The sequence below is a fragment of the Marinitoga arctica genome (assembly GCF_054657315.1).
In genome coordinates, this window is record NZ_BAAHYY010000031.1 from 19,782 (window position 1) to 27,736 (window position 7,955).

The window sequence follows — 7,955 nt, forward strand, 5'->3', positions numbered from 1 at the left end:
AAAGGGAATATTTTTTATAATTACTATTAAAATATTGAATTTTTATTATTTAATAGTGTATAATTAATTATGAATGCTATATATTATATAGAAAAACACGAAATCACATTTTTAAAAAGGGGGGTACAGTAAAATGTATAAAGTTTTTGCAAAAGTTTTCATTGTAGTATCTTTACTCATGTTTTCTTTTTCAATTGTTAGTTGTAGTGCCCAACAAGAAAACACGCTACAAGAGGTCGTCCCTGTTACACCAGAAATTGGAAATAGTGTTGAAGAAATGCCATCGATTGTATCTAAGCCTGCAGAAGAATCTAATATTGTAAAGGTAACTTTTAAGGTCCATTTACCTGAAAACACTCCAGAAAACGAAAATATATATATAGTTGGTTCATTCAATGATTGGAATCCAGGTGATGAAAATTATGTTTTAGAAAAATCTGGAAATATAGGAATAGTATCTTTGGAATTAGAGAAAGGCACTGAAATTGAATATAAATATACTAGAGGTAATTGGGGAACCGTGGAAAAAGATAAAGATGGTGGTGAAATAGCTAATAGAAAAGCTATTGCCGACGAAAACAAAACTATAGAAGATATCGTAGAAAGTTGGGCTGACATACCTGCAGAAATAAAAACAAAAGCTCAGCCTGGAGAAAAAGCAGTAATAACCTTTGAAGTAACTATTCCTGAAAACACTCCAGAGAATGATGATATTTATATAGTTGGAAATTTCAATAATTGGGATCCTGGACAATTAGTAATGAACAGGAATGGATTAAAAGCTACTTTCCAACTAGAAACGGAAGTTGGAAAAAGATTAGAATATAAATATACTAGAGGTAATTGGGATACGGTTGAAAAAGATGAAAAAGGAGAAGAAATTCCTAATAGAGTTTTAATAGTAGAAGATATAAATCAAATTCAAAAAGATACTGTTGCTTCTTGGAGAGATATTCCATATGAAGCATCTGCCGAAGAAACTTCAAGTATATCTGAAATTAAAGAAGTTACAGATAAAAACATTGAAAGCTTTTTATCAAAATTACCTAAAGGTGATGACAATAAAGAACCGCTAAAAGTAGCTATTGTATGGCATCATCATCAACCTTCCTATAAAATTCCTGGTGATTTAAATGCAGAAATGCCCTGGGTTAGAGCTCATGCAATAAATGACTATCCTTATATGGCAGATTTAGTTGAAAATTATTTAACATCTGGCAGTGTTACATTCAATATAACTCCTGTATTATTAATGCAATTAATGGATTATGTTAATAAAGGTGCTAAAGATAAATATTTAGAACTTTCCTTAAAAGATAATTTGACAGATGAAGAAAAAGAATTTGTCAAATGGCATTTCTTTGATATAAATCCACAATTCATTGATTCTCATCCTAGATATGTTGAATTAAGAGAGAAAAGGGATAACAATGAAAAATTTATAGAGCAAGATTGGTTGGATTTAAAAGTAGCATGGAATTTATATTGGATAAATATTGAATATATAAACAAAGATGCTAAATTAAAAGAATTAGCTGAAAAAGATGGAAATTATACTAAAGAAGATTTGGAATATGTAATTAATAAACATTATGAATTAATGTCACAAATTGTTGAAAAATATAAAAAGTTATGGAATGAAGGAAAAATTGAACTAACAACAACGCCATACTATCACCCTATATTACCATTACTAGTTGATATGGGTTGGCCAGAAGATGCCAAAGCACAAATTAAAAGGGGATTAGAATATTTTACTAAAATATTTGAGAGAAAACCCGTAGGAATGTGGCCATCCGAGCAAGCAGTTAGTTCACCACTTGTTCCAATGTTTGCTGATAATGGGATAAAATGGATAATTACAGATAAGCAAATTTTACAAAAAGCTGGAATAAACACCGGAGATCCTCATCAATTATACAAACCATATAGAGTTACTATAGATGGAAAAAGCGTTGTTGTATTTTTCAGAGATACAGACTTATCAGATAGAATAGGTTTTAAATATTCTAATATGTCAAAAGAAGGAGCCGTAAAAGATTTCCTTACTACACTACACAATATACAAAAAATAAATGATGAAGGCAATATGATTGTAACTATAGCACTTGATGGCGAAAATGCTTGGGAACATTATCCAAATAACGGTAATGATTTTAGAAAATTGTTTTATCAAGCTTTATCGAATGATCCTTATATTGAATTAGTTACTCCTGATGAATATATAGAAAATTATGGTGTAACAAATGAAATAAAAACATTACCAAAAGGTTCATGGGTTGGTGGTAGTTTAGATACATGGTATGGGGAAAAAGAAGAAAATGAAGCATGGGAAAGATTAGCTGAAGCCAGAAATATATTAATGAAAAACAAAGATAAATTATCATCAACTGAATTTAAAGAAGCTTTAGATATATTATATGCTGCAGAAGGTAGCGATTGGTTCTGGTGGTATGGCGCTGACCAAGATGCTGGAAATAATGAAGTTTTATTTGATATGCATTTTAAAAAATTATTAATTCAATTATATAGAATGTCTAAAATACCTGAAGACAAAATTCCAGGTTATCTATTTATAGCAAATAAAAAACCAACAACAGCAACTCAAGGAAATATTGGTAAAGTTGAAATAACTTTAGATGGGGAAATTGATAATAATGAAATGGCTAAAAGTGGATATTTTGCTGATGATGACTCTGGCGTAATGTATAAAGAAGGAGACTTAATTTCTGGATTTTATGTAGGAAGAGATAATTCGAATATATACGTTGCTGTGGAACTAAAAAAATCTGTAGATGAACTAGCTGGAGAGCCGTATAAATTAGAAATATATACAGATATGCCTAATCCAAAAAAATTAAATACAAGAACCGCTTATTCAAAAACCGGCGAAGAAATTACAGATTTAGGTTTTGCTCTTGCAAAAAGGTTTAGCTTTAATCTTCAAAAATATCCGGATATGAGTGATCTATATTACTATAATGCTAGTGGAACAGAAAGATGGATGATTGCTGGTAAAGCTCCTGGATATATTGCCTCAAAAGGAAATATTGTTGAATTTAAAATTCCATTTGATTTAATTGGGATAAAGAGTGGAGATGAATTTAACTTAGCTGTTGTAATGGCTTATACAGAAAAAAACAATTCTGGAGATGTTGATTTTGCCCCAAATTCCGGTCCTGTTCATATAATGATACCTAAAGAAATTGGAGGAAAACTTATTAAAACTTTTGAAGATCCTATTGGAGATGAAGATGGTCCAGGTGGATATACTTATCCAAAAGATGGCGCTTTTGAACCATTTAAAGGCTTATGGGATATTGAATGGGTTAAAGTATATGATGCTGATGATTCTATTGTATTTAAATTTAAATTTGGAGAAATGACAAATCCTTGGGGAGCACCTAAGGGGTTCTCTCATCAATTAATAAATATTTATCTCGATACTAAAGATGGTGGATTGACAAAAACTTATAAAGAAGGCGCAAGGGTCCAATTTGATGAAAATCACCCATGGGATTATTTTGTTAAAGTAGCGGGATGGCCAAGTTATGGTCAATTACTTGCTACATCTGATGGCCAAGAATTACCTGAAGGAGTCCAAGTAGAAGCCGATCCTGGAGAAAAAATAATTACTGTAATAATAATGAAAAAATTTATTGAGTTAAATAGCAAAATATACGCTTACTTTATGGTTGGTTCTCAAGATGGATACGGAGCTGATCATTATAGAGCAGTTACTCCAGAAAATTCTCAATGGACATTAGGAGGATACCCTTCAGACGCAGGTGATTATGGACCTTATGTTCTTGATATAATTGTACCAGATGGATATGATCAACATTCTGTATTATCAAGTTATAATGCTTCAAAAGAGAAATATGCAACATTAGTTCCAGTAGAAATAAATTTCTAAAAATACCCCGGTTATGCCGGGGTATTTTTTAATTTAATTTTTATCAATTGAATGTAATAAGTGCTATACAATTTAGTAAAATATATATTTAAATACTAGAGATTAGTTTATAAAACTAAATTTAAAAATTTTTATATTTTATACAAAAATTTTGAACCTAATAAAAATTTTTCCGTCATAATTAACGGAAATCAATGAAAAGAAAAAATTTATGAAAAGGAGGGGATATCATGAGTGAAATCAAAAAATATGAAAGAGGAAATTTCTTTGAACCATTTGAAACATTAAAAAGAGAAATTGAAAGACTATTTGATGACTTTGGAACTCTTGATATCTTCGAAAATTCAAGAAGTTATACAATGCCTAATCTAGATATTTATGAAACAGAAAAAGATATTGTTATTGAAGCAGACGTTCCAGGGTATGATAAAAAAGATATAAATATTAGATTAGATGATGATATTTTAACAATTTCAGCAGAAAAGAAAGATGATAAAGAAGAAAAAGGAAAAAATTACATTAAACGCGAAAGATACTTTGGGAAATTTGAAAGATCCATTAGATTACCAGATTATATCGACTTTGAAAAAATTAAAGCTAAATTTAAAGATGGCGTTTTAAAAGTAGAAATACCAAAACTTCCTGAAAAAGCTAAGAAATTTAAGCAAATTAATATTGATTAAAAAAAACAAACTCAAAAAAGCCTTTTGCAACATAAAGTTGCGAAAGGCTTTTTTTATAATGACATAATTTCTTTACATTTAAACTTGACAAAAATTATCTAATTTGGTAGAATGTATATATGACAATTTTTGTTCGATTTAGTTGTGCATTTTTTAACAAGGAGGGTTTCTATGAATAAAAAAAATTTGTTTGATAATATCTTAGAGATAGTTGGAAATACGCCTGCTCTGCGATTAAAAAAAGTCGAATCCTATTTTAACTTAGATAATGAAGTATACGCAAAAATAGAATATATGAATCCTGGCGGAAGTATAAAAGATAGGATGGGTATTTATTTATTGAAAATGGCAGAAAAAAATCAACTTATAAATAAAGACACAATAATTATAGAACCAACTTCTGGTAACACAGGTGTCGGACTTGCATTATATAGCTCAATAAATGGTAACAAATTAATATTTACTATGCCATCTAAAATTAGCAAAGAAAAAGAATTACTCTTGAAAGCTTATGGTGCTTTTGTTGTAAGAACACCCACTAATGTAAAACCAGATGCTCCAAATTCATACTATAGTGTTTCAAAAATAATTGCAAAATTAATTTGGAAAAAGAATAAAAAACTAACTATCACTGAAATCAATGAAATTGTAATATATGTTCAAAATCTAGTTGACACAAATAATTTAGAAAAATTAAATAATATTTTAAAGGATGATATAAAAGAAAATTTACTTGCTTATATACCCAATCAATATTTTAACAAATATAACCCTGAATCTCACTATATATCTACTGCTAAGGAAATTTGGTCTCAATTTGATGGAAGTTTAGATTATATTTTTGTAGGTATTGGAACCGGAGGAACCATTACAGGTATTTCAAAATTTTTCAAAGAAAGAAAAGATACTAAAGTAATCGGAGTAGATCCAGCAGGTTCTATATATTATTTAATAAAAAATGGAATGAAACTAGAAAAAGCTATTGAAAAAACCCATACTTATAAAGTTGAAGGAATAGGAGAAGACATATTGCCTGAAACAATTGATTTGAATTTAATCGATGATATTTCTGTTGTAAATGATCAGGAATCTTTCTCAATGACTCGATTCTTAGCTAAAAAAGAGGGAATATTGGTAGGCGGATCATCAGGAGCTGCTTTAATAGGTGCTATTAAATACATCAAAAAAAATAATATAAAAAGAAAGAAGATTTTAGTAATATTCCCAGATAGCGGTAGAGGATATTTAAATAAAATCTTTAATAATCAATGGCTTATTGAAAATAATTTTGAAATTGATGATGAAAAAATTTTGGAGGTGTTAAAGTGAAATTTACAACAAAATCAATCCATATCGGAGAAGTTTCATTTGAAAATCAATACGGTGATGCTATTTGTCCTATACATTTATCTACAACTTTTGCCAAAACAAATTTATATGATGTGGAAAAAGGATATGTATATTCAAGAAGTGGAAACCCTACAAGAGATAGCTTAGAAAAAAAATTAGCATCTTTAGAAAATGCAAAATATGGTTTAGCTTTTTCTTCTGGACTTGCTGCAGAAACAACAATAATATTGTCATTATTAAATAAAGGAGATCATATTCTTGCATTTGATGATTTATATGGAGGTACAAAAAGGTTATTTACTAATGTTTTAAATCGTTTTGGTATTGAAGTGAGTTATATTGATTTCAGAAACATTGAACTGATAAAAAAATCAATTAAAAAAAATACTAAAATTATATGGATAGAAACACCGACAAATCCCCTTTTAAAAATTGCTGATATAAAAAAAATCTCTGATATATCTAAAATTAATAATATTATTTCTGTAGTAGATAATACTTTTGCCAGCCCTTACTTTCAGAATCCGTTAGATCTTGGTGCCAATATTGTTGTTCACAGCATTACCAAATACATAAACGGACATTCTGATGTAATCGGTGGAGCTTTAATGTTAAATGATGATATTTTATATGATAAACTAAAATATCATCAAAATTCTGTAGGTTCGATTTTATCGCCTTTTAATTCATGGTTAGTAATGAGAGGAATTAAAACACTTGCTTTAAGAATGGAGAGGCATGAAAAAAATGCAATGACTATTGCAAAATACTTAGAATCTCATCCATATGTTTTAAAAGTTTATTATCCCGGACTCAAATCTCATCCTCAACACGAATTAGCTATAAAACAAATGCATGGATTCAGTGGAATGTTATCTTTTGAAATAAAAGGTAGTTTAGATGAAGCAAAAAAATTTGTTGAAAATTTAAGTTTGTTTTCTTTAGCAGAAAGTTTAGGTGGTGTTGAATCTTTAATAGAAATACCTGCATTAATGACACATTCATCTATTCCAAAAGAAGAAAGAATCAAAACCGGAATTACAGATTCATTAATTCGAGTTTCTATTGGAATAGAGGATGTTGAAGATTTAATAACTGATTTAGAAAAAGGCTTTAAGGCGGTGATATAATGGATTTATCTGATACAAAAAATATTTTAAAAAAAATGGGTTATTCAAATTCTGAGATAATTAAATTTTCAGAACAAATTGAACATTTTGAAATAGAAGCACCCAATAGAGATAACATTGTAAAATCATACTTAAACGAAAAATGTATTAATTTAATAGTCGAAGAAATATTAAACGAGATAGATGATGAAGTTATGTTATTAGATGTTGCTGCTGGTTCAGGTTTTTTTACAGAAAAAATTATTGAAAAACAAAAAAAAATAAAGCCATATGCCATTGACATAACTCCTAGTATGTTAGATATTTTAAAAAATAAAAACATAAATTCTATTTGGGGTATCGCTGAAAGAATTTCAGATTCCATATCTTTTTTTAATGAATACTATAATCTTGACTATCCTATTAAATATGATTTTATTATGTCAACTCTTGCTTTTCATCATTTTACAGATCCTAAAAAAGTTCTTAAAAGTATGCATGATGTAAAGAAAAAAAACGGAAAAATTGTCATTATTGATATTTTAAAACATGAATATAATGATATTTTAGATGATATGAAAGACACTCACTCTGGATTTTCAATTAATGAATTAAAAGAATTAAGTAATGATATTTTTAATACCATTAGCATTACACCATTAAATGCATACTGCGTAGTTGAAGATAAAAAAATATACTTATATAAAGCTATTTTCAAATAAAAATATAAAAATTTATAAAACAATTATGTAAGGGGTGAAAAAATTGAATTTAATAGAGTCAGGAAAAAAGAAAATAGAGTGGGTAAAACAACACATGAATGTATTAAATACATTGAAAGAAATGTATTTAGAAGAACAGCCCTTTAAAGGGATAAATATCTCTATGAGCATACAT

At 28.5% G+C, this 7,955-nt stretch carries 6 protein-coding genes; all 6 read left to right on the forward strand.

The features are described from left to right. Nucleotides 1–133: 133 nt before the first annotated feature. Nucleotides 134–3,916, forward strand: a complete 3,783-nt coding sequence (locus ACYQ44_RS08545) for a glucodextranase DOMON-like domain-containing protein (protein WP_459996575.1) — start codon at nucleotides 134–136, stop codon at nucleotides 3,914–3,916. A 230-nt stretch (nucleotides 3,917–4,146) separates the two neighbouring features. Continuing rightward, nucleotides 4,147–4,599 carry an Hsp20/alpha crystallin family protein gene (locus tag ACYQ44_RS08550; protein WP_459996576.1) on the forward strand — a complete coding sequence of 151 codons (453 nt, stop codon included), beginning with the start codon at nucleotides 4,147–4,149 and terminating at the stop codon, nucleotides 4,597–4,599. Nucleotides 4,600–4,770: 171 nt separating this feature from the next. Continuing rightward, nucleotides 4,771–5,928, forward strand: coding sequence for a PLP-dependent cysteine synthase family protein (locus ACYQ44_RS08555; RefSeq protein ID WP_459996577.1), 1,158 nt, complete (start codon nucleotides 4,771–4,773; stop codon nucleotides 5,926–5,928). Further along, complete coding sequence (locus ACYQ44_RS08560; RefSeq protein WP_459996578.1) at nucleotides 5,925–7,079, forward strand: trans-sulfuration enzyme family protein; 1,155 nt, start codon at nucleotides 5,925–5,927, stop codon at nucleotides 7,077–7,079. The genes ACYQ44_RS08555 and ACYQ44_RS08560 overlap by 4 nt, the downstream gene beginning before the upstream one ends. Beyond that, entirely contained in the window at nucleotides 7,079–7,780 is a 702-nt protein-coding gene (locus ACYQ44_RS08565; protein ID WP_459996579.1) for a class I SAM-dependent methyltransferase, read from the forward strand. Before ACYQ44_RS08560 ends, ACYQ44_RS08565 begins: the two co-directional genes overlap by 1 nt. Nucleotides 7,781–7,814: 34 nt before the next feature. Further along, nucleotides 7,815–7,955 (forward strand): adenosylhomocysteinase (locus tag ACYQ44_RS08570; protein ID WP_459996580.1); only part of this gene is annotated, 141 nt, incomplete at its 3' end.

Excerpts from the sequence above, each read along its gene's own strand:
- ACYQ44_RS08550 (WP_459996576.1), top strand. The coding sequence starts at position 4,147 with ATGAGTGAAATCAAAAAATATGAAAGAGGAAATTTCTTTGAACCATTT.
- ACYQ44_RS08555 (WP_459996577.1), top strand. The coding sequence starts at position 4,771 with ATGAATAAAAAAAATTTGTTTGATAATATCTTAGAGATAGTTGGAAAT.
- ACYQ44_RS08545 (WP_459996575.1), top strand. The coding sequence starts at position 134 with ATGTATAAAGTTTTTGCAAAAGTTTTCATTGTAGTATCTTTACTCATG.
- ACYQ44_RS08565 (WP_459996579.1), top strand. The coding sequence starts at position 7,079 with ATGGATTTATCTGATACAAAAAATATTTTAAAAAAAATGGGTTATTCA.